Below are 23,286 nucleotides of genomic sequence, written 5' to 3'. Positions count from 1 at the left end.
TCAATTTGATTCCCCTTCGCCGTAGATGGCTCGGTAGTAGATGTTGGCCAGTGTTCGGATGCAGGCCGCGTCGTCGGGTTCACCGGGCCCGGCGAGTTGCGTGTAACAAAACTGGTAGAACATGGCCAAAATGGCCTCGGCGATCAGGCGCGGATCGTCATCGGGGCAATGGCCTTCGGCCTGGGCGCGGCGAACCGACTCGCTGATGAAAGTAATTGGTGTGGAACAGATGTCGGCCCAATACCGCGCGAAGTCGTCGTTGATCATCGCCAGCTGGTAAATGCTGATGACCTCGGCGAGCCGGTTGCGGTAGGTCCACCACTGCGCGGCGGCGGCCTCGTACGCGCGCTCGCGGTCGGACAGGCCGCGTTCGGTGACCGAACGCGCGCGCTCGGTGATCTCGTCGCGGAACCGCAGGGCCCATTGGCGGACCATCGCCTCTTTGGAGTCGTAGTAGTTGTAGAACGACGCGGACGAGCGGCCCGCCTCGGCGGCGATGTCGGCGATGGTCGTCGCCAGAATGCCTTTGCGCGCGATAACCGTTCGGGCGGCCATGTCGATCGCGGCCTGAGTTCGCCTGCCGCGGTGCGTCGGAAACGCCGGTGGGGGGTCGGGTCGCTCAGCAGGTTCGGCCGCGGTGGACAATCGTGCGAACCTCCTGGAGCAGAACTGAACCTGATGTTAGATTCAGATTTGGGTCTTCGCCAGGGCTTTCGCGGATCGATAGGAGCCGCAGGATGATCAAGCCGCACAACGCCAACACGGAATTCGAGCTGGGCGGGATTAACCACGTCGCGCTGGTGTGTTCGGACATGGCGCGGACCGTGGATTTCTACTCCAACGTCCTCGGCATGCCACTGATCAAATCGCTTGATCTGCCCGATGGTGCGGGCCAGCACTTCTTCTTCGACGCGGGCAATGGCGATTGCGTCGCGTTCTTCTGGTTCGCCGACGCCGCCGACCGGGTGCCGGGCATCTCGTCGCCGGGCGCCATCCCGGGCATCGGCGACATCACCAGCGCCGTAAGCACCATGAACCACCTGGCATTCCACGTGCCGGCCGAGAAATTCGACGCCTACCGGCAGCGGCTCAAGGACAAGGGCGTGCGGGTCGGGCCGGTGCTGAACCACGACGAAAGCGAGCGCCAGGTCTCGGCGACCGTGCATCCCGGGGTCTACGTGCGCTCGTTCTACTTTCAGGATCCCGACGGCATCACGCTGGAATTCGCTTGCTGGGTAAAGGAATTCACGAGCAGCGACAACAAAGCCATCCCCAAGACCGCGGCCGACCGACGGCCCCCGGTGGACGCCGTACGCTAAAAGGGCAAGACCGCGCGCGAGCCGGGGGATGGCCATGATGACGAACGGCATATTGTCCGACGATCAGATCGCCGCGCTGACTCCCGAGCAGCGGCGTGATCTGATCAATCGGCTGGAGCGGCCGCTGAGCGACGTGATCGACCCGGTGCTCATGAGCCGGATACGGCGCACCCGCATGAGCCTGATGGTCGGCGGCTCGATCGCGATGGTTCCGTGGCTGGGATACCTGTCCACCACGCTGCCGGACAACTACGTCGCCCACAACTGGACCGCCACGTGGGTAGGTTTCGACATCCTTCTGGTCGTGTTCATGGTGGCGACGGCCGTCCTCGGTTACCTGCGGCGCCAGCTGGTGGTGCTCGCCGCCTTCACCGCCGGCGTGCTGCTGATCTGCGACGCGTGGTTCGACCTGATGACCGCCGGACCCGCGGACGTGCGGGTATCGGTGGCGACGGCGCTGGGCATCGAGGTGCCGTTGGCGTTCTTGCTGATCCGCGGCGCAATACGCATCATGCGGCTCACGATGATGCGCTTGTGGCTCCTGGATCCCCGGATGCGGCTGTGGCACCTGCCCCTGTTTCCGTGACGTGGTACAGGTCCGGGTTGGTGAGTTCGTCGAGCAGCGACGCCAGGTGATCGACGAGCTGGTCGGGCTCCAGGCGGACGTCGCCGGCCAGCCAGGCGCTGATGGTTTGTCCGACGCCGCCGACGACGAAGTGCGCCGCGGCCTTGACGCGGTCGTTTGCTGGCGCCCGCAACGTGTCGACGGCATGCTGGCCGGACAGTATGGCGAAAAGCGCGCTGGATTCGGCGCGCTTGCGCACGATCACCGGGTCGCCCAACTGCGTGTTGAAAAGCAGGCGCCCGATGCGGGCGTCGCCGGCGATGGTCCGGACGATGTTTGCGATCCCGGCGCGGGTCTGCTCGTGCGCCGGCACCGCCGCCACCGCGGCCTGGGTGGTGGCGGCCAGCTCGGCCACCACCCAATCGAACACTCGGCTGACGAACTGGTCCTTGTCGCTGAAGCTCTCATAGAAGTATCGGGCGGCCAGGCCCGCCCGGTCGCAGATGCCGCGGACGGTCAGTGCCGAGACGTCCTGTTGTTCGGCCCCCAGCAGGTCCAGGCCGGCGGTCAAGAATTGGCGGCGGCGGACGGCCACCCGCTCGGCGGCGTCGACGCCGCGGTAGGGCCGCGCTTTGGAGGCCTCCGCCATAGCCACCATCTTGACACCGACCCCGATAGGCGACAACATCAGGAAACAGACGTTCGCACATTTTGCGCAGGGGGATTTGCCCATGGCGATGCCTGACTCGATCGGCCATGTCGAGCGGGCCATCGCCGACCCGCCCCGCCCCGGCCGTTCTCGTCGCCGGCGCCGGTTGGACATCGACGAGGGGCTGATGGGCGTGGCGTTGCTGGCCGGGCCGGCAAACGTGATCATGCAGCTGGCGCGTCCGGGCGTCGGTTACGGCGTATTGGAAAGCCGCGTCGAAAGCGGCCGGGTGGACCTGCACCCGATCAAACGGGCGCGCACCACCTTCACGTACCTGGCGGTGGCGTCCGCCGGCAGCGACGCCCAGAAGGAGGCCTTTCGCCGGGCGGTGAACCGGGCCCACGCGCAGGTGTACTCCACTCCCGACAGCCCCGTCGCCTACAACGCCTTCGACGTCGACCTGCAGCTGTGGGTGGGGGCGTGCCTGTACAAGGGCGGGGTCGACATCTACCGGACCTTCGTCGGCGAACTGGACGGTGAGGACGCCGACCGGCACTACCACGAGGGCATGGCTCTGGCCACCACGCTGCAGGTGCCGCCGGAGATGTGGCCGGCGGACCGGGCGGCCTTCGACCGGTACTGGCAGGAGTCGCTGGCCAAGGTGCACATCGACGACACCGTCCGGGGCTACCTGTATCCCATTGCCGCCGGCCGCATTCGCGGGGTGACGCTGCCGGGCCCGCTGCAGCGCCTGTCCGACGACTTCTCCCTGCTGATCACCACCGGCTTTCTGCCTCAGCGCTTCCGCGAGGAGATGCGGCTGCCGTGGGACGCCGCGAAACAGCGGCGCTTCGACCGGCTGATGGCGGTATTGCGTGCGGTAAACCGCGCGCTGCCGCGCTTCGCCCGGCAGTTCCCGTTCAACGTCCTGCTTTGGGATGTCGACCGACGGATCAGGACGGGCCGCCCGCTGGTCTAGGCCTCGGCCCCGCCGGGTTGATAACGACAATCATTTTCATTAGGCTTCGGTTTGGTTACCCTTCCAGCCCGAGGAATGCCGCTATGACCGCGCCGATTTGGATGGCCTCCCCGCCGGAGGTGCACTCGGCGCTGCTGAGCAGCGGCCCGGGGCCGGAGTCATTGCTGGCCGCCGCGGCCGCGTGGAACGCGTTGAGTGCCGAATATGCCTCGGTAGCCGACGAACTCGCCGGATTGTTGGCGTCGGTGCAGGCCGGCGCCTGGGAGGGGTCCAGCGCCGAGTCGTACGTCGCCGCGAATGCGCCGTATCTGGCGTGGCTTATGCAGGCCAGCGCGAACAGTGCGGCGACGGCCGCCCAGCACGAGACCGCGGCCACCGCCTACGCCGCCGCACTAACCGCCATGCCGACGCTGCCCGAACTGGCCGCCAACCACGTCATCCACGGGGCATTGGTGGCGACCAATTTGTTTGGAATCAATACCATTCCGATCGCGCTCAACGAGGCCGACTATGTGCGGATGTGGGTCCAGGCGGCCACCACCATGGGCGTCTATCAAGCCGTGTCCACCGCGGCGGTGGCGTCCACGCCGCAGACCACCCCCGCGCCGCAAATCCTCAAATCCGACGCGCAAACCCCGGCGGCCAACAACCTGGTACAGGGGGTCGCGCAGCAGATCGAGCAGTTCTTGCAGAACCCGCTGGGCCTGCAGCAGCAGATCTCCCAGGCCCTGGGAGACCTCTCCCAGGGCGACAATCCGCTCAGTCTGCCGCAGGGGCTCGTGGATTTCCTGCAAAACAACTTGGGTATCGGAAATATCCAACTCGCCCATGACCCGCTCGTGGACAACCCGCTGAACCAACTCATTGCGCAGATCCTGCAGAACTTCGGGGTGACCTGGGATCCCGCCGAGGGCACCGTCAACGGGCTCGAGTACGACGCGTTTACGAACCCGGGCCAATCGATCTTTTACGTCGTCCGATCCCTGGAAGTCCTCGAGGACCTTGAGCAGTTCGGCGTGTATTTGACGCAGAATCCGGTGCAGGCTTTCCAATACCTGGTCAGCCTCGAGCTGTTCGACTGGCCGCTGCACATCGAAGAAGTCGCCGCCTACGCGCTCTCGCAACCGGCGGCGGTAGCCCTTGCCGCCCCGGCCCTGGCCCCGTTGGGCGCGCTCGGGGGCTTGGGGGGACTGGCCGGCCTCGCCGCCGTGCCCCCACCGGCCGTCACACCCGCGCCGGCACCCGTGCCCGCCGCGCCGCCGTTGCTGCCGGTCGCCACGGGGCCGACGTTCGCCGCGCCGGCCGCGGCCCCCGCCTCGGCGCCGGCCCCCGCGCCCACGCCTTCCGGGCCGCCCGCCCCCGCGGGTCCCGCCCCGGCGCCGCCGCCGGCGGCCGCGGGTTCGCCGGGTTTCTTCCCTCCCTACGTGGTCGGGCCCCCCGGCATCGGGTCCGGCTCGGGGATGGGCGCCCCCGCAAGCTCGAGTGCAAAACGGAAGGCGCCGGAACCCGATGCCGCGGCAGTGGCGGCAGCGGCGGCGGCCCGGGAGGCGGCGCGCGCACGCCGCCGCCAGCGTGCCAAGCAGCGCGGCTACGGTGACGAGTTCATGGACATGGATGTCGACGTCGACCCGGACTGGGGCACCCCGCCGGAAGATCAGTCGGTGGCCTCGGACCGGGGTGCCGGGACGCTCGGGTTCGCCGGTACCGCGCGCAAGGAAGCGGTCGCCGAGGCGGCGGGATTAACCACGCTGGCCGGCGATGAATTTGGCGGCGGCCCGAAGGTGCCGATGATGCCCGCCACCTGGGAACGCAATGGCGGGGACGAAAACAACGACGATGCGTAGATACCGACCCAGGCCTTCTTGCACCGCAAACCGAAAAGCGATCTCGGCGTTCGCAAGCCACGCCGGTAGGCCGAAAGAAGTTGTGCGACAACCTATCCGGTGGGACCAATTGCCGCATGGGCGCAGCCGCCACACCTGATGAACCCCCCGCCTGGGCGAGGACCCGAACAAGTGAGTTTCGTGCGCGTGAAGACACCCTGAGTGAGTTCCCTCGCAGAGTCCCGATCGGCCGGCGTCCCGCTGACATACTGTGAACGTGGCCACCCTGAGGACTAAGCCCAGGCTGCGCGTCGGGTCGATGGAAGTGCTGGTGGGCATTCTGCTCGTCGGCGCCTTCGCGGCGACGAGGCTGCGGAATGCGGTCGCCCTCAGTCCCGCGCTGTCGACGGCGGGCACCGTGTTCTGTGGGGTGTTCGTGCAGGCGGTTCCTTTCCTGGCGCTCGGCGTCGTGGTCAGCGGGTTGATCGCGGTGTTCGTGTCGCCGGAACGATTGGCGCGCTGGCTGCCGCGCCGTTCCGCCGTGGCGGTGTTGGCCGCCGGCGTCGGCGGGGCCGCGTTGCCGGGTTGTGAATGCGGTTCGGTTCCGGTGGCACGCCGATTGTTCGGCGACGGAGGGGCCACGGGCGCAGCGGCTTTGACGTTCATGCTCGCCGCGCCGGCGATCAACCCGGTGGTGCTCGTGGCCACCGCTGTCGCGTTTCCCGGCGCGCCCAAGATGGTCCTCGCACGCATGGGGGCGTCGCTGCTGACCGCGGTGATCATGGGCTGGGCGTGGTCGCGCTGGGGCCGCGCGGAGTGGATCACCCGCCGGTTGCCCGCCCCGGGGGACCGGACCGAGTCGCGGTGGACGGTATTCACCGAGGCGGCGAGACACGACTTCCTTCAGGCCGCGTCGTATTTGGTGGTGGGTGCCGCCGCCGCGGCGGCACTGCATGTCGTGGTGCCGCGTTGGATGCTGGCGCATCTGGCGGCGAACCTAGTCCTGGGTGTTGCGGTGATGGCCGCGCTGGCGGTGGTGCTGGCGTTGTGTTCGGAGGCCGACGCGTTCGTGGCCGCGAGCATGACCATGGTGCCGCTGCTGCCCCGGCTCGTGTTTCTGGTTGTGGGCCCGGCGGTCGACGTCAAGCTGTTCGCGATGCAGGCGGGCATGTTCGGCCGGGCTTTCGCGGCCCGCTTCGCCCCCTGCACGTTCCTCGTCGCGATCGCATGCGCCTGTGGTGTCGGACTGTTCGTTCTGGGGGGCAGGTAATGACCCGCGAAACCGAGAACACCGTCCTGCTCGTGGTGGGCATCAGCATCGTCATGATCACGGTCACGGGTGAGTTCACCCGCTACGTGAAGCCGGGACTGCTGCCGTGGCTGGTCGCCTCGGCGGTGCTGCTCATCGGCTTAGCCCTATGGGCGATGATCGGCGACATCCGCCGCGGCGGTCCACGGACCAGTGAGCTCGGTGATCGGGCCGACGATCACGGCCACGCGCACTCCCATCGGCGCGGAATTGTGTGGCTGCTCGTCGTTCCCATCGTGGCGCTGTGTTTCGTGACGCCGCCGGCGCTGAGGCCGTCGGCGGCCGCGCCGTCGGTGACATCGGTGTCCAATGATGTTCTGAATCGGGCATTTCCGCCGCTGCCGCCCGGTAGGGCTCCCGAGCTTTCGCTGCCGGAGCTCCTGATGCGCGAGGCCCAGGACACCACCGGGTCGCTGAAGGGCCGGACTGTCACCGTGACCGGCTTTGTGTTGAACGAGGCGCAGGGCGTCGACCTTGGCCGCGTCGTCATCATCTGTTGCGCGGCCGACGCCCAACTGGCGCGCATCCACCTGCGCGGCCCGGCCGCCGCCCAGGCCGCCGGGTTGCCCGACAACACCTGGCTTCGGGTCGAGGGCGAAGTCCCACCCAGACAATCGAGTTCAGCGGCGCCGATCCCGACCATGCAGGCCACCGCGGTCACTCGCATCGATGCGCCGGCAAACCCCTACGACTATCCCCGTTGACCGGCTGATCGACGTCAATTGTTCCGACTGGCGCTGCGGGCCCAAAACTGATGTCGGCCGAGATCTCCTGGGACAGGGGTGTTTTCCCACTGGCCGAGCTCGAGCCAATCGCGCAGGGCCGCCGCCTCGGCGCTGTCGGTGATGGGGCCGATCCAGTGGGCCGGTCCGCAGGCTTCCCGGTCGTCGGTGCAGGGTTGCACCAGGGCCATGACCCCGCATCCGGTTGGGCGAGACGCACAGGTGAGTGGTCCGAGCATGCACGTGGCGGAGACCAGCATGGCGCGCGGACAGCGGCGGATGGTGGGACGAAGTTCGTCGATGACCGAGAGGACGTCGTTGGCGGCACACGCCGTACAGACGACGACGGTGAACGGGCGGTCGGTCCCGCGGCGCCCCGACGTCAACGCGCCGCCGGCCCTGGATAGGGCAGGAGCGCCATTTCGCGCGCGTTCTTGATCGCCGTGGCGACCTGCCGTTGTTGCTGGACGGTCAGACCGGTGACCTGCCGGGAGCGGATTTTGCCGCGCTCGGAGATGAACAGGCGCAACGCGGCGGTGTCCTTGTAGTCGACCGCGTGCAGCCCGAGGCTGGCGAGAAGGTTCTTCTTGGCCTTGACTCGGAGTTCCGCGGCCCGACGACCGCGCCGAGGTTTCTTGGCCATGCTCAGCGCTCCTCGCGAAAGTCGACGTGGCGGCGGATCACCGGGTCGTATTTGCGCAGCACCAGCCGGTCCGGGTCGTTGCGTCGGTTCTTGCGGGTCATGTAGGTGTAGCCGGTACCCGCCGTGGAGCGAAGCTTGACAATCGGCCGAATCTCGTTGCGCGCCATCAGATTCGTTGTCCCTGCCGGCGCAGCCTTGCCACGACGGCCTCGATGCCGTCGCGGTCGATGACCTTGATGCCTTTGGCGCTGACCCGCAACCGGATCCGGCGGTCCTCCGACGGGAGGTAGTAGGTCTTGAGCTGTATGTTGGGCGACCAGCGCCGGTGGGTGCGGCGATGCGAATGCGACACCGCGTTACCGAAACCCGGTGCGCGACCGGTCACTTGGCAATGAGCAGACACTTTTCCCTTTCCCGGACCCCGGCGCCGTTATTGAAAATCATTTTCGACAAGCCCCACCGAACACGGTACCGTACGGATAGCACTTAATGAAAATCATTGTCATGAAGGGGACCGATGCGAACGCCCGTCATACTGGTCGCAGGCCAGGCCGGCACCGACCCGGTCGTGGGAGCGCTGCTGCGTGCTCCGGGAACGCTGGTCGTAGAGCATCGTTTCGACGGTCACGTGGTGCGCCGCACAACGGCGATGTTGCAGCATCGGGTGTTGACGACGGCGGAGGCCGGGATCGAGCTCGCGCACGGGTGCATGTCGTGCACCATCCGCAACGACCTGCTGGTGCTGTTGCGTCAGCTGCACCGCCGCGACGACGTCGACCGCGTCGTCGTGCACCTGGCGCCGTGGCTGGAGCCCGAACCAATCTGCTTCGCCATCAACCATGTTCGGATCCGTGCGGCACCGGGGTACGTCGACGGGCCGGCGGCGCTGGACGTGTCGGTCGCCGCCGTCGTGAGCTGTGTCGATTCAGCGGTGTGGCTGAGCCAGGCGCTCGGTGACGCCGAACTCGACGACGGCCGCACTGTGGCGCAGGTGGTCGTGGGTCAGGCCGAATTCGCCGACGTGGTCGTGCTCGACCGGCCCGACCCGCACGTGGCCGGCGTGCTGCGCCGTCTTTCACCCCGCGCGCGCATCCGGGTGGGCCCGGACGACATCGAGCACGCTTTGAACAATCTGCCGCGCGACGCGCGGCGAGGCCGAAGCGATGACCCGCACGGTCCGCTGCTGGCCGGAGAGCCACCCTTGGATTCCCGCGGCCCGATCACGTTGGTGGAGTTCAATTCCCGACGCCCGTTTCACCCCCAGCGTCTGCACACCTGTGTGGACCTGCTGCTGGATGGGGTGATCCGAGCCCGGGGACGGCTCTGGCTGGCCAGCCAGCCCGAACACGCGATGTGGTTGGAATCCGCCGGCGGCGGATTGCGGGTGAGCTCGGCCGGCAAATGGCTCGCGGCCCTAACGACCGACGAGCTGGCCGGTATCGACGCCGAGCGACGCGCCTTCGCCGCGCTGGGGTGGCACGACCAGTACGGTGATCGACACACCGCGATGACGGTACTGGTATGTGGCGCACCGCTTCCCGACATTCTCGACGGCCTGCACGGCGCGCTGCTCACCGACCGGGAGTACCGCTCCCCGCAGGACTGGATCCATTACGACGACCCGTTCGGCCACTGGCACGAAGATCCCTGTGCCGACCAGCCCGTTGAGGACACGCCGGCCCGGCACACCCAGAACGGAGACCGCTGATGAAGCCCGGCATCCACCCCGACTACCATCCGGTCGTCTTCCAAGACGCGACCACCGGTGCCATGTTTTTGACCCGATCGACCCTCACCAGCTCGCGCACCATCGAGTGGCAGACGCCGCAAGGGGTGCGTACCTATCCACTCGTCGTCGTCGAAGTCACCTCCGATTCGCACCCGTTCTGGACCGGCGGGCGCCGCATCGTCGACACCGCCGGGCAAGTGGAGAAATTCCACCGCCGCTACGGCGGCCGAGCGAACGTGGTTTAGCAGCGCTGCGAGCCCGACGGGGTGGTCCTGCAGCGCGGGCAGGTGCCGTAGACATCGACGTAGTGCGTGACGTCGGTGTAATGGTGTTGCCGGCTCAAGCGGCGGGTGTGTTCTTCGATTTCGACGGGGGTGAATCCGACCGCTCTGCCACACTGTCGGCAGACCAGGTAGTGACGGTGATCCGCCACCGTTCGCAGCCGGTAGAGGATCTCGCCGTCCTCGGCGCGCTGGGTCTCGGCGATCCGGTCGGCCGCCAGCGCGCGCAGGATGCGGTAGACGCTGGTGAAACCGATCTGCAGCTGTTGCCGGCGGCGGATGTCGAGATAAAGCTGTTGGGCGCTGCGGAAGTTCTCGTGCTCCCGCAGGACCTCCAAGACGGTCCGTTGCTTGGCCGTGGAACGTCGTCGCCGGGGTTCAAGAGGCGAAGACACCAGCGACACTCCTTTCGGCGGACGGGGTAAGAGTCAGCTCTCCGACATAACCGACGTCGCGCTCGTTGACGCGGTCACGGTGGGTGGGGCATTGCCCGGCTGCTTCGAGCTTTGGACGGCAACCCGGCAGCGGTCGCTGATCCAGACGGTTGCCCAGATGGCGCAGGCAATGGTGACGATGGGGAAACTCGGCGGCAGGTTGAACATGGCCGACGCGGCCAGCCCGAGCCACACCGCGCCGAGGCTGATCGCCGTCGATGTGATCATGGCCAGGGCCGGGCGGGGGGTCAGCATGATCGCGGTTGCGGCCGGGGTGACGACCAAGGCGAACAACAGCAGTGTGCCGACGGCTTGTACGGCCATGGTTACGGTGAGTCCGAGCAGCGCCATGAACATCATGGAAAGCGCACGCACGGGCACGCCTTTGGCCTCGGCGACCAACGCGTTGACCGAGGTGAACAACAGGGGCCGGTAGATGGCCCCGACGCTGAGCCCGAGCACGACGAGCAGGATCGCGAAGCCGACCAGTTGATCGTGGGAGATCGCCAACAGGTTGCCGAACAACACGTTGGTTATCGTGCTGGAGCTCTTGGTGGCGAGCGAGTTGAAGAACAGGCCAAGGCCGGTCGCCATGGCCAGGACCGTGCCGGTGACCACTTCACGCTCGGCGGCGCGCTTGCCCAACAGGCCGATCACCAGGGCCCCGCCGACACAGAACACGCCCAGCCCGGCGGCTACCGGCATGCCCAGCAGGACGGCGCCGGTCGCGCCGGGAAAGCCGATGTGCGCCAAGGCATGAGCGGCGAAGGCGGTCTGTCGGACCACGACGAAGTAGCCGATCAGCCCCGCGGCCAGCGCGACGATGGTGCCGCCGATCAGGGCGTTACTCATAAAGCCCGATGTCATAATCGGCCACCAATTGGGTTGATAGCCCAGGGCGACGAGATGGGCGGTCACAGCGTGCTCCGCATGTACAGCTGTCCCTGCGGGGTCTGCGCGACCTGGATCGGAATGCCGTACAGGTGCGTCAGCAACGCATCGTCGACGACATCGTTGATGGCTGCGTAGTGCGGGTGCCCATCGAGTAGGTAGATCGCGCTGTCGAGGATGGGCAGCAGCGGGTTGAGGTCGTGGGCGACGACCAGGATGGTCACGGCCAGCTCGGCGTGCAGTCGGGCCAGCAGTGCGACGATGTCGCGCTGGCTCTGCAGATCCAGCGACGCCAGCGGTTCGTCGAGGATGAGCAACCGCGGTTGCGACACCAAAGCCGCGGCCACCGCGATGCGTTGCTGCTGCCCGCCGGACAGCGTCGAGAGCCGTCGGCCGGCGACATCGGTGGCCTCGACGGCGGCCAATGCCCAGTCGACGCGCCTGCGTTGTGCCGCGGTGCTGCGCCCGAACGCCCACCGGGAGCCGGTGAGTCCGAGCAACACGACATCAGCCGCGCGGATGGCCTCGCCCGAGCCCTCGGCATAGTGTTGCGGCACATAGCCGATCTTGTCGTTGGCCTGGCCGGGGCGGCGGCCGAACACCTCGACGTGGCCGCTGGCAGCCGGGACCAGACCAAGGACCATGTGCAACAGGGTCGTCTTGCCCGACCCATTGGGTCCGATGATCGCGACGACGCCGCCGGCCGGCACGTCGAAGGTGCCCTCCGACCAGATGAGCCGCCCGCCGCGCACCGCGCTGGCGTCGGTGAACGCCAGCGCCGCGGTCGAGGAAGCGAGATCAGACACCGACACCGAGCGCCTTGGCCAATTCGACGAGCTGGGCGTATTGCCAGCCTTCAAACGAGGTCTGCCCGGGCGGCACTGTCTCGGTCACGTCGACGACGGGCACCCTGGCCTCTTCGGCCGCCGCACGGATCTGCTCGGGGATCGAACCCTGGGTTTGGGTGTTGTAGATCAAGATGTCGACATGCCGGCCGGCCAGCAGGCCGCGGAACGCGTCGATGTCTCCCGGAGACGGATCTGATTCGTTGGCCGAGGCCCGCCGATAGCCCTCCGGGGTCTTGTTCACCAGGTCCAGCGCCTGAGCCTGGTAGTCGAAGACCGTCTCGGTGGCCCCGTATGACTTGCCGGCCGCTGTGGCCTTGATCTTGCCCATCAGCGCGGTGCAGGGCGCCATCGCGGCGGTGAACTCTGCTCGGCGCCGGCTGAAGTAGTCACCGGCCTGTGGGTCGAGCTCGCCGAGTTCGCCAACCACGGCATCAGCAACCGCGGTGACCGCCGACGGCAGGTACCACAAGTGCGGGTTGGCGCCATCCGCCGTCTTGGTCACCGCGGCGGCGCTCACTACCCTGGCGCCGGCGGCCGAGCTGGTGGCCAGCTTGGACGCCCAGACGTCGTAGCCCGCGCCGTTGACCACGACAAGCTTGGCGCCCGTGAAGGACGCCGCGTCGGCCGGTGACGGCTCGTAGTCGTGCGGATCCACCGAGGAGCTGGCCAGCACCGTTTTCACAGACGCGCACGCGCCGCCCAGCTCAGACACGATGTCGCCCCACTGATCGACGCTGACGACCACGGGAACCGGGGCGGTCGGGCAGGTCGCTGCCGCGGTGTCGCCGGTCGCTGTCGCAGCGGGACGCGACGGCGCGCCGCTGTTGGTCTGGCTCGCCGAACAGCCTGCGACCCCGAGCAGCAACGCGAAGGCAGTGGCCGCTGTTGCGCAGGGCAGACGCGAGGGCAGGACAACCACGTGGATAACGATAACCGTTTTCATTACCCTCGCGCGAGGGGCTCTAAGCAACGCGACGACTCCGCGTAATGTCGGTTGAGTGCGTAGCGAAGGTGATACCTGGGACATCACAACGAGTGTCGGTTCGACGGCGCTGTTCGTAGCGACCGCCCGCGCGCTGGAGGCGCAGAAGCCCGACCCACTGGCCGTCGACCCGTACGCGGAGGTGTTCTGCCGTGCCGTCGGCGGTTCCGCGGCCGACGTCCTGGACGGCAAGGATCCCGACCATCCGCTGAAGTCCGACGACTTCGGCGTGCATTTCGTCAACTTCCAGGGCGCGCGAACCCGGTACTTCGACGAGTACTTCCGCCGGGCCGCCGAGGCGGGCGTGCGGCAGGTCGTCATCCTGGCTGCCGGGCTCGACTCCCGCGCCTACCGGCTGGACTGGCCGGGCGCCACGACGATCTTCGAGTTGGACCGCCCGCAGGTCCTGGACTTCAAGCGCGAGGTGCTCACCGAGCACCGCGCCCAACCGCGCGCCGACCGTCGCGAGGTCGCCGTCGACCTCCGGGACGACTGGCCGCAGGCCTTGCGGGACAGCGGTTTTGACGCCGCCAAGCCGTCCGCCTGGATCGCCGAAGGCCTGCTGATCTATCTGCCGGCCAGCGCGCAGGAGCAGCTGTTCACCGGCATCGACGGCCTGGCCGGCCACGGCAGCCACGTCGCGATCGAAGACGGCGCGCCGCTCGCGCCCGACGAGTTCGAGGCCGCGGTCGAGGAGGAGCGTGCCGCCGCCGCCGAGGGCGACCAGCGCCTGTTCTTCCAGTTGGTCTACAACGAGCAGCACGCGCCGGCCGCCGAGTGGTTCGGCGGGCGCGGGTGGACGGCCGTCGGCACCCCGCTCGCCGATTACCTGCGACAGGTCGGGCGCCCGGTGCCCGGCCCAGGCACCGAAGCCGGGCCGATGATCGCCCGCAACACCCTGGTGAGCGCCGTCAAGGACTGACGGGAACTTTCCCGCTCCAACTAGCGACTACTCCCACGGGCTCGTGACGCCGCCCAACAGTCGACGCGGCCGTCAAGTCCAGCCCGGATCGTTAAGGAGTCGCCGCTATGACCGCGCCCGTGTGGATGGCGTCACCCCCGGAGGTCCATTCGGCGCAGCTGAGCAGCGGTCCCGGACCCGGCGGCCTGCTGGGCGCCGCCGCGGGATGGAGCTCGCTGAGCGCGACGTACGCGTCGATCGCCGACGAACTCACCTCGATCCTGGCCGCCGTTCAGGCCGGGGCGTGGGAGGGACCCACCGCCACGCAGTACGTGGCCGCGCACGCGCCCTACCTGGCCTGGCTGATGCGGGCCAGCGCCAACAGCGCGTCGGCAGCCGCCCGGCACGAGACCGCGGCCGCCGCCTACACCGCGGCGCTGGCCGCGATGCCCACCCTGCTGGAGCTGGCCGCCAATCACGCGATCCACGCGGTGCTGTTGGCGACGAACTTCTTCGGCATCAACACGATTCCCATCGCGCTCAACGAGGCCGACTATGTCCGGATGTGGATCCAGGCGGCCACCACCATGGCCACCTATCAAACCGTGGCCGGGACGGCCGTGGCGTCGGCGCCGCAGACCGACCCGGCGCCGCAGATCCTGCACGCGGCCGACGACAACAGCGACGGCAGCGACACCGGTGACAGCGGCGACATCGTCGACGACGACTCCGGCGACCCGACGCAGCTGAGTTGGTGGGAAAACCGGTTTCTCGAGATCTTCCAAACCCTGGGCCGGGACATCGAAGAATTCCCCGAGAACCCCGCGCAGTCGATATCGCAGATCGAGTCCGACATTCCGGCGCTCGTCGCCGACGAGGCCACTCACGTGGGCGAGGTCTTCGACACGTTCCCCGAATTGCAGACGATCCTGCCGCTCGCGCTCGCGTCGACGCTCGTCACCCCCGGATTTGGGGCCGGTTTCGCGGGGCTGAGTGGGCTGGCCGGGATTCAGCCGGCCGTGGCCCCGGCGGCGGTCGCGCCGTTGCCCGAGGCGCCCGCCGTACCCGCCGTCGCCGGCTCGCCTCTCGTCAGCGTCGCGTCCGCACCCGCTCCCGGTCCGGCTCCGGCTCCGGCCGCGGCACCCGCGCCGGCACCGGCGTCGGTGGCGGCCGGGGTCCCGCCGCCGCCCCCCGCGGGCGCTGGCGGCGGCGCCTTCCCCTACCTGGTGGGCGGGCCGACCATCGGGGCCAGCACCGGGATGGGCACCGGCGCTCAGCGCAAGGCGCCGGAACCCGATAGCGCCGCGGCCGCGGCTGCCGCCGGGGCGGCGCGACAAGAGGAGCGCGCGCGCCGCCGGCGGCGGGCGGCGATGCACGACCATCACCGCGGCTACCGGTACGAGTACGTGGATCCGGAGTGGGAGGCGGACGACGAACCGGGTTTCGACGCGGCCTCGACCGCCGCGTCCGACGTCGGCGCGGGGCCGTTGGGCTTCGCCGGAACGGCGCGCACGGCGGCGGCCGAGGCGGCGGGCCTGGCCACCCTGGCGGGCGACCAGTTCGGCGGCGGGCCGTCGGTGCCGATGACGCCGCAAACTTGGCCCCCGCATGCTTTTGATAATGAAAACGATTTTCAGTAAGCTCAGCTGGTCGAGATGGTCCCGCTGCGAAATGCCCTGGTCAGCGGCCGCGAAGGGGGAGCCGGTGGCACAACTCGGGTGAGCCGGGGGCGCCTCGACAACGAGCTTAGGCAATGCTAACTTCAGGCAGGTTAGGTTAGGGGAAGCTACGTAGATGGGAAGTAACAGCTGTGGAACGCGGTGACGCCGGCGTGCTCGCAGCCCGGCCTACGCATGCTCGTCCAGACGGCAGGGTCGACGCCGATATCGTCAGCCGGTTCGCGACATGTTGTCGCGCCCTGGGAATCTCGGTGTATGAGCGCCAGCGCCCGGCTGACCTGGCCGCGGCCCGCTCCGGCTTCACCGCGCTGACGCGCATCGCCCACGACCAATGCGACGCCTGGACCGGGCTGGCCGCCGCCGGCGACGTCTCCTTGCGCGTCCTGGAGGCCGTCTCACGCACCGCGGCCACGGCCGGCGCGTTGCAGCGCCACGTGGAACTAGCGTCCGGCGCGCTGGGCTTCCGCTACGAGACCGGGCTGTACCTCCAGTTCCGCGCCGCCACGCCCGACGATTTCCACCTCGCCTACGCGGCGGCGCTGGCAACCGACGGACGGTTTGCCGACGCGGACCGGATCGTCGCCGGCCTCATCGAACGCCGTCCGAGCTGGCGCGAGGCCCGCTGGGTGGCCGTCGTCATCAACTACCGCGCCGAGCGCTGGTCGGACGTCGTCAAGCTGCTCACCCCGATCGTCAACGACGCCGACCTCGACGAGACCTTCTCGCACGCGGCGAAAATCACGCTGGGTACCTCGCTGGCCCGCCTGGGCATGTTCGCGCCCGCGCTGTCCTACCTCGAGGAACCCGACGGGCCCGTCGCCGTCGCGGCCGTGGACGGCGCGCTGGCCAAGGCGCTGGTGCTGCGGGCGCACGTCGACGAGGAGTCGGCGAGCGACGTGCTGCACGACCTGTATGCGGCCCACCCCGCCAACGAGCAGATCGAACAGGCCCTGTCCGACACCAGCTTTGGGATCGTGACCACCACGGCGGCCCGCATCGAGGCCCGCACCGATCCCTGGGATCCCGCCACCGAGCCCAGCGCCGACGACTTCGTCGACCCGGCCGCCCACGAGCGCAAGGCCGCGCTGCTGCACGAGGCCGAACGCCAGCTCGCCGAGTTCATCGGGCTCGACGAGGTCAAAAACCAGGTGTCCCGGCTGAAGAGCTCGGTGGCCATGGAGCTGGTGCGCAAGCAGCGCGGGCTCGCCGTGGCGCAGCGCACCCACCACCTGGTCTTCGCCGGGCCGCCCGGGACCGGTAAGACCACCATCGCCCGCGTCGTCGCCAAGATCTATTGCGGCCTGGGCCTTTTGAAGCGAGAGAACATCAGGGAGGTGCATCGCGCCGACCTCATCGGTCAGCACATCGGCGAGACCGAGGCCAAGACGAACGCGATCATCGACAGCGCGCTGGACGGGGTGCTGTTCCTCGATGAGGCCTACGCCCTGGTGGCCACTGGCGCCAAGAACGACTTCGGGCTGGTGGCCATCGACACCCTGTTGGCGCGCATGGAAAACGACCGCGACCGGCTGGTGGTCATCATCGCCGGCTACCGGGCCGATCTGGACAAGTTCCTGGACACCAACGAGGGCCTGCGGTCCCGGTTCACCCGCAACATCGACTTCCCCTCCTACACGCCGGGCGAGCTGGTGGAGATCGCGCACAAGATGGCCGAGCAACGCGACAGCGTCTTCGAGCCCGCCGCGCTCGAGCACATGGAGGCGCTGTTCTCGAAGCTGGCCAACGAGTCGACGCCCGACGCCAACGGAATCTCGCGGCGCAACCTCGACATCGCGGGCAACGGCCGGTTCGTCCGCAACATCGTCGAACGCTCCGAGGAGGAACGAGAATTCCGGCTCGACCACTCCGAACACGCCGGAACCGGGGAATTCAGTGACGAGGAGCTGATGACGATCACCGACCAGGACGTCGAGAAGTCGGTGGAGCCGCTGCTGCGCGGCCTGGGGCTGTCGGTGCCGGCATGACGAATAACAGTGTGCCGGAGGGGGATCGGCGTTCGTTTGCCTCACGGACCCCGGTCAACGAGAATCCCGACAGGGTCGAATACCGCCGCGGCTTCGTCACGCGCCACCAGGTGACCGGCTGGCGTTTCGTGATGCGCCGGATCGCCTCCGGCATCGCCCTGCACGACACCAGGATGCTCGTCGACCCGCTGCGCACCCAGTCGCGCGCGGTGCTGATGGGCGCGCTCATCCTCATCACCGGGCTGGCAGGCTGCTTCGTGTTCTCGCTGATCCGGCCGAGCGGCTCGGCGGGCAACAACGCGGTGCTTGCCGACCGGTCGACCGCCGCGTTGTACGTGCGGGTGGGCGAGGATCTGCACCCGGTGCTCAACCTGACCTCGGCCCGGCTGATCGTCGGCAAGCCGGTCAACCCGACCACCGTGAAAAGCTCTGAGCTGGACCGGTTTCCGCGCGGCAACCTGATCGGCATTCCGGGCGCGCCGGAGCGAATGGTGCAGAACGCCTCGCGCGACGCCGACTGGACGGTGTGCGACGCGGTGAGCGGAACGTCGCACGGCGCCCACAGCACGGGTGTCACGGTGGTCGCCGGTCGCCCCGACGGCGACGGCGCGCGGGCCGACGCGATCCACGCCAATCAAGGCATCCTGGTCGATAACGGCACCGGCACCTGGCTGCTGTGGGACGGCAAGCGCAGCCAGATCGACCTGGCCAACCACGCGGTGACCAACGCGCTGGGCCTCGGTGTCGAGGTGCCCGCGGCGCGGCCGATCGCACAGGGGTTGTTCAACGCGATCCCCGAATCGCCCGCGCTCACGCCGCCGTCGATCCCGAATGCCGGTGGACCCGCCGGCTTTTCGGTGCCGGCGCCGATCGGTGGCGTGATCGTCTCCTACGGGCTGGAGCAGAACCAGCGCTACTACGCGGTGTTGCCCGACGGCCTGCAGCAGGTTTCGCCCGTGCTGGCCGCGATCCTGCGCAATTCCAATTCCTATGGCCTGGACCAACCGCCGCGGCTCGGTGCCGACCAGGTGTCCAAGCTGCCGGTGTCGCGGATGCTCGACACGACCCGCTACCCCGATCAGCAGGTCGCCCTCATCGACGCGGCCAAGGATCCCGTCACGTGTGCCCACTGGAGCAAGCCGGCCGGGGCGGCAACCAGCTCGCTGAGCCTGCTCTCGGGCTCGGTGCTGCCGGTGTCCGAGGGGATACGCACCGTCGACCTGGTCGGTGGTGGCGCCCCGGGCGTCGCGGCCCGCGTCGCCCTGGCGCCGGGCACCGGCTATTTCACGCAGACCGTGGGCGGCGGGCCGGCCGCCCCGGCCGCCGGGTCGTTGTTCTGGGTCTCCGACACCGGCGTGCGCTACGGCATCGACACGGAAACCGGTGACGGTGCCGTCCGCAGCAAAACCGTTGAGGCCCTGGGCCTGAACCCGCCCGCGGTCCCCGTGCCGTGGTCGGTCCTGTCACTGTTCGCGCCGGGTCCGACGCTGTCGCGCGCCGACGCGCTGCTGGCGCACGACGGCCTGGCGCCCGACGCCAAGCCCGGGCGCCCGGTTTCGGCGGAGGGGGAGGGCCGATGAGCCGACTGATCTTCGAGGCGCGCCGGCGGCTGGCGCCGCCCGCCACCCGCAAGGGCACCATCACCATCGAGGCGCCCCCGGAGCTGCCCCGGGTGATCCCGCCGTCGTTCCTGCGTCGCGCGATGCCCTATGTGCTGGTGCTCCTGATCGTGGGCATGGTGGTGGCGCTCGTTGCCACCGGGATGCGGGTGATCTCCCCGCAGACGCTGTTCTTCCCGTTCGTGCTGCTGCTCGCGGCGACCGCGCTCTATCGCGGCAACGACAACAAGACGCGCACCGAGGAGGTCGACGCCGAACGGGCCGATTACCTGCGCTACCTGTCGGTGGTCCGAGACAACATCCGGACGCAGGCCGCCCAGCAGCGGGCGGCCGCCGAGTGGTCCCACCCGGACCCGGCCGGCCTCGGCGCGGTGCCCGGGTCGCGCCGCCAGTGGGAGCGCGACCCGCACGATCCCGACTTTCTGGTCCTGCGGGCCGGGCGTCACCAGGTGCCGCTGGACACCGCGCTGCGCGTCAACGACACCGCCGACGAGATCGACCTGGAACCGGTGTCGCACAGCGCATTACGCAGCCTGCTGGACACCCAGCGCACCGTGCGCGACGTGCCGACTGGCATCGACTTGACGAAGGTCTCGCGGATCACCGTCCTCGGTGAGGTGGACGAAGCGCGGGCGGCGTTGCGCGCCTGGATCGCTCAGGCAGTGACGTGGCACGACCCGACCGTGCTCGGCGTCGCGCTGGCCGCCCGCGACCTGGAGGGCCCGGACTGGTCCTGGCTGAAGTGGTTGCCGCACGTCGACATTCCCGGCGAGCTCGACGGCGTCGGCCCGGCCCGCTTCCTGTCAACGGACGCCGACGAGCTCGTCGCGACGTTGGGGCCCGCGCTCGCCGACCGGCCCGCGTTCACGGGTCAGCCCGCGGATGCGCTGCGGCACTTGCTGATCGTCGTCGACGACCCCGACTACGACCTGAACGCCTCGGCGCTGGCGCTGGGCCGGGCGGGCGTCACCGTCGTGCACTATTCGGCCACGCAACCGCACCGCGAGCAGTATTCGGATCCCGAAAAGCCGATCCTGCGGGTCACACGCGGTGCTATCGAGCGCTGGCAGACCGGCGGCTGGCAACCGTACATCGACAACGCCGATCGACTCGGCGCCGCCGAGGCCGCGCACCTTGCCCGTCAGCTGTCGCGGTGGGACTCCAACCCGACGCACGCCGGATTGCGCTCCGCCGCCACCCGCGGCGCGACCTTCACCACGCTGCTGGGCATCCCGGACGCGTCGCAGCTGGACGTGCCGACGCTGTGGGCGCCGCGCCGCCGCGACGACGAGTTGCGCGTGCCGATCGGCGTCACCGCGACCGGCGAGCCGCTGATGTTCGACCTCAAGGACGAGGCCGAGGGCGGCATGGGCCCGCATGGCCTGATGATCGGTATGACCGGCTCCGGGAAGTCGCAGACCCTGATGTCGATCCTGTTGTCGCTGTTGACAACCCACTCGGCCGACCGGCTGATCGTCATCTACGCCGACTTCAAGGGCGAGGCGGGAGCCGACAGCTTCCGGAACTTCCCGCAGGTCGTGGCGGTGATCTCGAACATGGCCGAGAAGAAATCGCTCGCCGACCGGTTCGCCGACACGCTGCGCGGCGAGGTGGCGCGCCGCGAGACGCTGCTACGCGAGGCCGGGCGGCGGGTTCAGGGCAGCGCGTTTAATTCGGTGACCGAGTACGAGAACGCCATCGCGGCGGGTCACGACTTGCCACCGCTGCCAACGCTGTTCGTGGTCGCCGACGAGTTCACCCTGATGCTGGCCGACCATCCGGAGTACGCGGAGCTGTTCGACTACGTGGCCCGCAAGGGCCGCTCGTTCCGCATCCACATCCTGTTCGCGTCCCAGACCCTGGACGTGGGCAAGATCAAGGACATCGACAAGAACACCTCCTACCGCATCGGGTTGAAGGTGGCCAGCCCCAGCGTGTCCCGGCAGATCATCGGCGTCGAGGACGCCTATCACATCGAGTCAGGCAAGGAGCACAAGGGCGAGGGCTTCCTGGTCCCTGCCCCCGGCGCCGCCCCGATCAAATTCCGCAGCACCTACGTCGACGGTATCTACGAGCCGCCGCAGAAGACCAAGGCCCTTGTGGTGCAGTCGAATCCCGAGCCGAAGCTGTTCCCGGCCGGAATGGTGGAGCCCGATCACGGCACCGTGATATCCACCGGCGAGGACGAGGAATACGCCGGCCCGCCGCGCAAGCTGATCGCGACCATCGGCGAACAACTGGCAGGCTACGGCCCGCGCGCGCCGCAGCTGTGGCTGCCGCCGCTGGACGAACCGATCCCGCTGACCGAGGTGCTGGCCCGCGCCGGCGTGCCGCACGGGCAATGGCGGTGGCCGCTCGGCGAGATCGACAAGCCGTTCGAGATGCGCCGTGACCCGCTGGTGTTCGACGCCGCCTCCTCGGCCGGGAACATGGTGATCCACGGCGGCCCGAAGTCCGGTAAAACAACCGCGCTGCAGACGTTCATCCTGTCGGCGGCCAACCTGCACTCGCCCCGCGAGGTCACCTTCTACTGCCTGGACTACGGCGGCGGACAGCTGCGGGCGCTGGACGGACTGGCGCACGTCGGCAGCGTCGCGTCGGCGCTGGAACCCGAACGCATCCGCCGCACCTTCGGCGAGCTGGAGCAGCTGCTGCTGTCCCGCCAGCAGCGCGAGGCGTTCCGGGAGAAGGACGGCTCCGCGCCCGACGACGGTTACGGCGAGGTGTTCTTGGTCATCGACAACCTCTATGCCTTCGGCCGGGACAACACCGATCAGTTCAACACGCGTAATCCCTTGCTGGCCAAGGTGACCGAACTGGTGAACGTCGGCCTCGCCTACGGCATCCACGTGGTGATCACCACGCCGAGCTGGCTGGAGGTGCCGCTGGCGATGCGCGACGGTCTCGGGCTGCGGCTCGAGCTGAAGCTGCACGACGCGCGGGACAGCAACGTGCGGGTGGTCGGCGCGCTGCGCCGCCCGGCCGACGCCGTCCCGCACGACCAGCCGGGCCGCGGATTGACCATGGCCGCGGAGCATTTCCTGTTCGCGGCTCCCCAGCTGGACCAGATCGGCGCAATCAACGCCCGCTACCCCGGGGTCTCGGCGCCGCCGGTCCGGCTGCTGCCCACCAACCTCGCGCCCGACGCGCTGGGACCGCTGTACCGCGGCGCCGAGAAGGTGGTCATCGGTCAGCGCGAAGAGGATCTCGCTCCCGTCGTCCTCGACTTCGCCGAGAATCCACTGCTGATGGTGTTCGGCGACAGCAGGTCCGGAAAGACCACGCTGCTGCGCCACGTCATCCGCACCATCCGCGAGCACTCCACCGCCGACCAGGTGGCCTTCACGGTGCTGGATCGGCGGCTGCACCTGGTCGACGAGCCGTTGTTCCCGGATAACGAATACACGGCCAACATCGACCGGGTCGCCCCCGCGATGCTGGGTCTGGCCAACATCATCGAGTCACGGCGGCCCCCGGCCGGTCTCTCATCCACGGAGCTGTCCCGCTGGACCTACCGCGGCCACACCCATTACCTGATCATCGACGACGTCGACCAGATACCGGACACACCGGCGATGAGCGGTCCATACATCGGGCAGCGGCCGTGGACCCCGCTGATCGCCCAGCTTTCGCAGGCTGGCGATCTGGGGTTGCGGGTGATCGTCACGGCCCGCGCCACCGGTTCGGCCCACGGCCTGATGACCAACCCGCTGCTGCGCCGCTTCAACGACCTGCAGGCGACCACGCTGATGCTGTCCGGCAACCAGCAAGACAGCGGCAAGATCCGGGGCCAGCGGTTTGGCCGGATGCCGGCCGGCCGCGCGGTTCTGTTGGGCGACAGCGACATTCCGACGTATGTGCAGTTGGTCAACCCGCTAGTCGGTGAGGCCGCCATGTTTGGTGATACGCAACAGAAGGGGAGTTAGTC

The 23,286-nt window shown here is 68.6% G+C and carries 23 protein-coding genes; 13 read left to right on the top strand and 10 right to left on the bottom strand.

The features are described 5' to 3' along the window. Nucleotides 1-645 (bottom strand): TetR/AcrR family transcriptional regulator, encoded by a 645-nt coding sequence (locus AC5Y4S_RS15680; RefSeq protein WP_500033632.1) that lies wholly within the window; start codon nucleotides 643-645, stop codon nucleotides 1-3. A 92-nt stretch (nucleotides 646-737) separates the two neighbouring features. Here AC5Y4S_RS15680 and AC5Y4S_RS15675 point away from each other — a divergent pair, with 92 nt between their 5' ends. Both AC5Y4S_RS15675 and AC5Y4S_RS15670 read left to right on the top strand, forming a co-directional pair. Beyond that, complete coding sequence (locus AC5Y4S_RS15675) at nucleotides 738-1,319, top strand: VOC family protein (protein ID WP_500033631.1); 582 nt, start codon at nucleotides 738-740, stop codon at nucleotides 1,317-1,319. A 37-nt stretch (nucleotides 1,320-1,356) separates the two neighbouring features. Next, nucleotides 1,357-1,905 (top strand): hypothetical protein, encoded by a 549-nt coding sequence (locus AC5Y4S_RS15670; protein WP_500033630.1) that lies wholly within the window; start codon nucleotides 1,357-1,359, stop codon nucleotides 1,903-1,905. Here the strand turns inward: AC5Y4S_RS15670 and AC5Y4S_RS15665 are convergent. Further along, the gene (locus tag AC5Y4S_RS15665; protein WP_500033629.1) at nucleotides 1,838-2,533 is read right to left on the bottom strand and encodes a TetR/AcrR family transcriptional regulator; all 696 of its coding nucleotides are present in this window, start codon (nucleotides 2,531-2,533) and stop codon (nucleotides 1,838-1,840) included. The two genes, AC5Y4S_RS15670 and AC5Y4S_RS15665, sit on opposite strands and share 68 nt — an antisense overlap. A gap of 82 nt (nucleotides 2,534-2,615) precedes the next feature. Here AC5Y4S_RS15665 and AC5Y4S_RS15660 point away from each other — a divergent pair, with 82 nt between their 5' ends. The 4 genes from AC5Y4S_RS15660 (at nucleotide 2,616) to AC5Y4S_RS15645 (ending at nucleotide 7,348) form a co-directional block, all read left to right on the top strand. Continuing rightward, on the top strand, nucleotides 2,616-3,512 hold the full coding sequence (locus tag AC5Y4S_RS15660; protein WP_500033628.1) for an oxygenase MpaB family protein: 897 nt from the start codon (nucleotides 2,616-2,618) through the stop codon (nucleotides 3,510-3,512). A gap of 83 nt (nucleotides 3,513-3,595) precedes the next feature. After that, on the top strand, nucleotides 3,596-5,356 hold the full coding sequence (locus AC5Y4S_RS15655; protein WP_500033627.1) for a PPE family protein: 1,761 nt from the start codon (nucleotides 3,596-3,598) through the stop codon (nucleotides 5,354-5,356). A 298-nt stretch (nucleotides 5,357-5,654) separates the two neighbouring features. After that, nucleotides 5,655-6,605: a permease gene (locus AC5Y4S_RS15650; RefSeq protein WP_500034025.1), complete on the top strand. Its 951-nt coding sequence runs from the start codon at nucleotides 5,655-5,657 to the stop codon at nucleotides 6,603-6,605. After that, a complete protein-coding gene (locus tag AC5Y4S_RS15645; RefSeq protein WP_500033626.1) occupies nucleotides 6,605-7,348 on the top strand; it encodes a TIGR03943 family putative permease subunit in 744 nt (247 codons plus the stop codon). The genes AC5Y4S_RS15650 and AC5Y4S_RS15645 overlap by 1 nt, the downstream gene beginning before the upstream one ends. A 14-nt stretch (nucleotides 7,349-7,362) precedes the next feature. Here the strand turns inward: AC5Y4S_RS15645 and AC5Y4S_RS15640 are convergent, their stop codons facing one another. The 4 genes from AC5Y4S_RS15640 to rpmB form a co-directional block, all read right to left on the bottom strand. Beyond that, the gene (locus AC5Y4S_RS15640; protein ID WP_500033625.1) at nucleotides 7,363-7,557 is read right to left on the bottom strand and encodes a hypothetical protein; all 195 of its coding nucleotides are present in this window, start codon (nucleotides 7,555-7,557) and stop codon (nucleotides 7,363-7,365) included. A 191-nt stretch (nucleotides 7,558-7,748) separates the two neighbouring features. Then, nucleotides 7,749-8,009 (bottom strand): 30S ribosomal protein S18, encoded by a 261-nt coding sequence (rpsR, locus tag AC5Y4S_RS15635; RefSeq protein WP_500033624.1) that lies wholly within the window; start codon nucleotides 8,007-8,009, stop codon nucleotides 7,749-7,751. 2 nt (nucleotides 8,010-8,011) lie between these two features. Continuing rightward, the gene (gene rpmG, locus AC5Y4S_RS15630; protein ID WP_067012172.1) at nucleotides 8,012-8,176 is read right to left on the bottom strand and encodes a 50S ribosomal protein L33; all 165 of its coding nucleotides are present in this window, start codon (nucleotides 8,174-8,176) and stop codon (nucleotides 8,012-8,014) included. Then, nucleotides 8,176-8,412: a 50S ribosomal protein L28 gene (gene rpmB / locus AC5Y4S_RS15625; RefSeq protein WP_500033623.1), complete on the bottom strand. Its 237-nt coding sequence runs from the start codon at nucleotides 8,410-8,412 to the stop codon at nucleotides 8,176-8,178. The genes rpmG and rpmB overlap by 1 nt, the downstream gene beginning before the upstream one ends. 114 nt (nucleotides 8,413-8,526) lie before the next feature. On the opposite strand from rpmB, the gene mrf reads away from it, so the two are divergent. Both mrf and AC5Y4S_RS15615 read left to right on the top strand, forming a co-directional pair. Next, the gene (mrf, locus tag AC5Y4S_RS15620) at nucleotides 8,527-9,717 is read left to right on the top strand and encodes a ribosome hibernation factor-recruiting GTPase MRF (protein WP_500033622.1); all 1,191 of its coding nucleotides are present in this window, start codon (nucleotides 8,527-8,529) and stop codon (nucleotides 9,715-9,717) included. After that, the gene (locus AC5Y4S_RS15615; RefSeq protein WP_500033621.1) at nucleotides 9,717-9,983 is read left to right on the top strand and encodes a type B 50S ribosomal protein L31; all 267 of its coding nucleotides are present in this window, start codon (nucleotides 9,717-9,719) and stop codon (nucleotides 9,981-9,983) included. Before mrf ends, AC5Y4S_RS15615 begins: the two co-directional genes overlap by 1 nt. Here the strand turns inward: AC5Y4S_RS15615 and AC5Y4S_RS15610 are convergent. From AC5Y4S_RS15610 to AC5Y4S_RS15595, 4 genes are all read right to left on the bottom strand, one after another. Then, nucleotides 9,980-10,414, bottom strand: a complete 435-nt coding sequence (locus tag AC5Y4S_RS15610; RefSeq protein WP_500033620.1) for a Fur family transcriptional regulator — start codon at nucleotides 10,412-10,414, stop codon at nucleotides 9,980-9,982. The two genes, AC5Y4S_RS15615 and AC5Y4S_RS15610, sit on opposite strands and share 4 nt — an antisense overlap. A gap of 33 nt (nucleotides 10,415-10,447) precedes the next feature. Then, entirely contained in the window at nucleotides 10,448-11,305 is an 858-nt protein-coding gene (locus AC5Y4S_RS15605) for a metal ABC transporter permease (RefSeq protein ID WP_500033619.1), read from the bottom strand. A gap of 62 nt (nucleotides 11,306-11,367) precedes the next feature. Beyond that, nucleotides 11,368-12,156, bottom strand: coding sequence for a metal ABC transporter ATP-binding protein (locus AC5Y4S_RS15600; protein ID WP_500033618.1), 789 nt, complete (start codon nucleotides 12,154-12,156; stop codon nucleotides 11,368-11,370). After that, nucleotides 12,143-12,937, bottom strand: a complete 795-nt coding sequence (locus AC5Y4S_RS15595; RefSeq protein ID WP_500034024.1) for a metal ABC transporter solute-binding protein, Zn/Mn family — start codon at nucleotides 12,935-12,937, stop codon at nucleotides 12,143-12,145. The genes AC5Y4S_RS15600 and AC5Y4S_RS15595 overlap by 14 nt, the downstream gene beginning before the upstream one ends. Before the next feature lie 253 nt (nucleotides 12,938-13,190). Between AC5Y4S_RS15595 and AC5Y4S_RS15590 the strand changes: the two genes are divergently transcribed. The 5 genes from AC5Y4S_RS15590 to eccCa all read left to right on the top strand — a co-directional run bounded on the left by AC5Y4S_RS15590 (nucleotide 13,191) and on the right by eccCa (nucleotide 23,284). Next, nucleotides 13,191-14,096 (top strand): class I SAM-dependent methyltransferase, encoded by a 906-nt coding sequence (locus AC5Y4S_RS15590; protein WP_500033617.1) that lies wholly within the window; start codon nucleotides 13,191-13,193, stop codon nucleotides 14,094-14,096. Between the two features lie 107 nt (nucleotides 14,097-14,203). Further along, nucleotides 14,204-15,715: a PPE domain-containing protein gene (locus AC5Y4S_RS15585; protein ID WP_500033616.1), complete on the top strand. Its 1,512-nt coding sequence runs from the start codon at nucleotides 14,204-14,206 to the stop codon at nucleotides 15,713-15,715. A 170-nt stretch (nucleotides 15,716-15,885) separates the two neighbouring features. After that, complete coding sequence (eccA, locus tag AC5Y4S_RS15580) at nucleotides 15,886-17,739, top strand: type VII secretion AAA-ATPase EccA (protein WP_500033615.1); 1,854 nt, start codon at nucleotides 15,886-15,888, stop codon at nucleotides 17,737-17,739. Continuing rightward, the gene (eccB, locus tag AC5Y4S_RS15575) at nucleotides 17,736-19,319 is read left to right on the top strand and encodes a type VII secretion protein EccB (protein WP_500033614.1); all 1,584 of its coding nucleotides are present in this window, start codon (nucleotides 17,736-17,738) and stop codon (nucleotides 19,317-19,319) included. Before eccA ends, eccB begins: the two co-directional genes overlap by 4 nt. Continuing rightward, a complete protein-coding gene (gene eccCa, locus AC5Y4S_RS15570; RefSeq protein ID WP_500033613.1) occupies nucleotides 19,316-23,284 on the top strand; it encodes a type VII secretion protein EccCa in 3,969 nt (1,322 codons plus the stop codon). The genes eccB and eccCa overlap by 4 nt, the downstream gene beginning before the upstream one ends. Nucleotides 23,285-23,286: the final 2 nt, after the last annotated feature.

The organism is Mycobacterium sp. NGS64, assembly GCF_059812245.1.
This window is presented reverse-complemented; position numbering and strand designations above follow the sequence as displayed.

Excerpts from the sequence above, each read along its gene's own strand:
- AC5Y4S_RS15675 (WP_500033631.1), top strand. The coding sequence starts at position 738 with ATGATCAAGCCGCACAACGCCAACACGGAATTCGAGCTGGGCGGGATT.
- AC5Y4S_RS15670 (WP_500033630.1), top strand. The coding sequence starts at position 1,357 with ATGACGAACGGCATATTGTCCGACGATCAGATCGCCGCGCTGACTCCC.
- AC5Y4S_RS15665 (WP_500033629.1), bottom strand. The coding sequence starts at position 2,533 with ATGGCGGAGGCCTCCAAAGCGCGGCCCTACCGCGGCGTCGACGCCGCC.
- AC5Y4S_RS15660 (WP_500033628.1), top strand. The coding sequence starts at position 2,616 with ATGGCGATGCCTGACTCGATCGGCCATGTCGAGCGGGCCATCGCCGAC.
- AC5Y4S_RS15655 (WP_500033627.1), top strand. The coding sequence starts at position 3,596 with ATGACCGCGCCGATTTGGATGGCCTCCCCGCCGGAGGTGCACTCGGCG.
- AC5Y4S_RS15650 (WP_500034025.1), top strand. The coding sequence starts at position 5,655 with ATGGAAGTGCTGGTGGGCATTCTGCTCGTCGGCGCCTTCGCGGCGACG.
- AC5Y4S_RS15645 (WP_500033626.1), top strand. The coding sequence starts at position 6,605 with ATGACCCGCGAAACCGAGAACACCGTCCTGCTCGTGGTGGGCATCAGC.
- AC5Y4S_RS15640 (WP_500033625.1), bottom strand. The coding sequence starts at position 7,557 with ATGGCCCTGGTGCAACCCTGCACCGACGACCGGGAAGCCTGCGGACCG.
- rpsR (WP_500033624.1), bottom strand. The coding sequence starts at position 8,009 with ATGGCCAAGAAACCTCGGCGCGGTCGTCGGGCCGCGGAACTCCGAGTC.
- rpmG (WP_067012172.1), bottom strand. The coding sequence starts at position 8,176 with ATGGCGCGCAACGAGATTCGGCCGATTGTCAAGCTTCGCTCCACGGCG.
- mrf (WP_500033622.1), top strand. The coding sequence starts at position 8,527 with ATGCGAACGCCCGTCATACTGGTCGCAGGCCAGGCCGGCACCGACCCG.
- AC5Y4S_RS15615 (WP_500033621.1), top strand. The coding sequence starts at position 9,717 with ATGAAGCCCGGCATCCACCCCGACTACCATCCGGTCGTCTTCCAAGAC.
- AC5Y4S_RS15605 (WP_500033619.1), bottom strand. The coding sequence starts at position 11,305 with ATGAGTAACGCCCTGATCGGCGGCACCATCGTCGCGCTGGCCGCGGGG.
- AC5Y4S_RS15585 (WP_500033616.1), top strand. The coding sequence starts at position 14,204 with ATGACCGCGCCCGTGTGGATGGCGTCACCCCCGGAGGTCCATTCGGCG.
- eccB (WP_500033614.1), top strand. The coding sequence starts at position 17,736 with ATGACGAATAACAGTGTGCCGGAGGGGGATCGGCGTTCGTTTGCCTCA.
- eccCa (WP_500033613.1), top strand. The coding sequence starts at position 19,316 with ATGAGCCGACTGATCTTCGAGGCGCGCCGGCGGCTGGCGCCGCCCGCC.